We start from the raw sequence: 2,136 nt of genomic DNA on the forward strand, positions 1-2,136 counted from the left end.
GGGTGGGGGACCGGCGCCTTCGGTGCACCGGCCGCGCATCGGTGGCACATCGCCGGTCGGCGGTGATCAGGCCGGTCCGGAGATCGGGTTACGCACGCAGCGGCAACCCGGCTACTGTTCTGTGGTTTCTGAGGTTCGAGTCACGATTTCGGTAGGAGTCCTGGGGGGACGCGGAGCGGCATGCCTAAGCGCTACTGGATGGGCGCGGTGTTGAGCGTCGCGCTCGGCGCCGCGATCGCGGCCACCGCCGTTGTGACCACGTCCGGCTCCTCTCAGGCAGCCAAGCCGGTGCCGGTTGCGCCGTCCCAGCTCGCGGACGAGTCGATCCTGGCGCTGTGGCGCACCAAGCCGGTCGAGCAGGTCTTCCCGTCGACCGTGACGCTGGGCAGCCAGTACCTGCGGCTGGGGATCGCCCCCGCCGCGGGCTGCGACGTGCTCCCCAAGGCCTTCGGTGACGAGCTCGCCACGGACGCTCCCGGCACCAGCTGTGTCAAAGTCCTGCGGGCCACCTATACCGACATCACCCAGACGGTCTTCGCGACCGTCGGCGTGGTGGTGGTCGGGGGCGACGCCTCGGCGCGCGACAAGGTGTGGCGGCAGTGGACGCCGGATGCCGACGCCCGCCGGCCGGAGCTGATGCCGGACGTGTTCCCCGTTCCGGCCACCGCGGCCGCCGGGTTCGCCGACAATCAGCGCGTGACGTGGAACTCGCAGGCGTCCAACGACGGTTCCTATCTCGTGTACGTCGTGTCAGGGTTCGCGGACGGCCGCGCCGGTTCGACGGCCGCGCAGTTGCGGACCGGGTCGGGTAAGGCGCTGGTCGCCGACTCGCCGCCGGTGCAGGCGGCTTCGGGGTTGTCCGATCTGTTCGCCGGCGAGTTCAGCAATGCGGGGAAGGGCCAGTGACGACCGTCACGCGTATGCGCCGCGTATCAGCCCTCGCACTCGCGGCGGCGCTCCCGGTGCTGATCGCCGCTCCCGCCGCCCGAGCCGCCGACGCGGTCCGCACGGCGCAGTGGCCGATCTCCTTCCTGAACCTCCCGCAGGCGTGGAAGACCACGAAGGGTGCGGGCGTGACGGTCGCGGTCCTGGACACCGGCGTCGTCGGCACCCGCGCGGACCTGACCGGCCAGGTGACCGCCGGTCCGGACTTCGTCGGCGGCACCGAGAAGCCCGGGGACCCGGACTGGGGTGTGCACGGGACCGGCATGGCCTCGGTCATCGCCGGCCACGGCCACGGTCCCGGCGGTTCGCAGGGCGTCATGGGGGTGGCCCCGGCCGCGAAGATCCTGTCGGTGCGGGTGATCCGGGACGACGAGAGCCCGGACAACGGCCTGCTCCAGGCCTCGCACACGCCGATCTCCGAGGGCATCAAGTACGCGGTCGACCACGGCGCGCAGGTCATCAGCATGTCGCTGGGCGGCACGGTGCCCGGCGCGGACAGCGACACCACGAACGAGGCCGACGCTGTGCGCTACGCGATCGCGCACGGGGTCTCGGTGGTCGTCTCGGCGGGGAACTCGGGCGACAAGCCGGACAAGGACGTGACCGAGTACCCGGCCGGCGAGCGCGGGGTGATCGGGGTGGCGGCCGTGGACCAGACCGGCAAGCGCGCGTTCTTCTCCTCGACCGGTTGGGACGTGGCCGTCGCCGCGCCCGGCGTGAACATCCCGATGGCCCTGCCGATCAACGACCTGGCCGGGGACACCTACGCCGACTTCGGGCCGGAGATCGGCGACGACATCCTGGTCGGCGCCGGGACCAGCCCGGCGTGCGCGTACGTCGCCGGGGTCGTGGCGCTGATCCGCTCGGCGAACCCGGCGCTGAGCCCGGAGCAGGTGGCGCAGATCCTGAAGAGCACGGCTTCGCACCGGCCGGCCGGCGGGCGCGACGACCAGATCGGCAACGGGATCGTGGACCCGGTCGCGGCGCTGAAGGCGGCCGCCGGGGTGGCCGGGCAGCCGCCGACGCCCCACGCGCAGGCGTATCAGGGGGCGAAGTACTTCGGGTTCGGCCCGGAGGAGGTCGCGGACCAGAGCATCGGGGGACTGAGCAAGCGGCAGCGCGGGATGGCCGACGCGGCGGTGGCGATGACCGGTTCGCTGGTGCTCGGCGGGTGGCTGCTGGTGCGGGGGC

At 72.6% G+C, this 2,136-nt stretch carries 2 protein-coding genes; both read left to right on the plus strand.

The annotated features are described in order from the left end of the window. The first annotated feature begins 180 nt into the window (after positions 1-180). Positions 181-906: a hypothetical protein gene (locus KGQ19_RS48375; RefSeq protein ID WP_212022359.1), complete on the plus strand. Its 726-nt coding sequence runs from the start codon at positions 181-183 to the stop codon at positions 904-906. Between the two features lie 14 nt (positions 907-920). Beyond that, on the plus strand, positions 921-2,136 hold a 1,216-nt coding region (locus KGQ19_RS48380), incomplete at its 3' end, for a S8 family serine peptidase (RefSeq protein WP_212022361.1).

The sequence above is a fragment of the Catenulispora pinistramenti genome, from assembly GCF_018274385.1.
GTDB classification, from domain to species: Bacteria; Actinomycetota; Actinomycetes; order Streptomycetales; family Catenulisporaceae; genus Catenulispora; species Catenulispora pinistramenti.

What these genes read in the sequence shown, in the direction of transcription:
- KGQ19_RS48375 (WP_212022359.1), top strand. Translation starts at nt 181, where the DNA reads ATGCCTAAGCGCTACTGGATGGGCGCGGTGTTGAGCGTCGCGCTCGGC.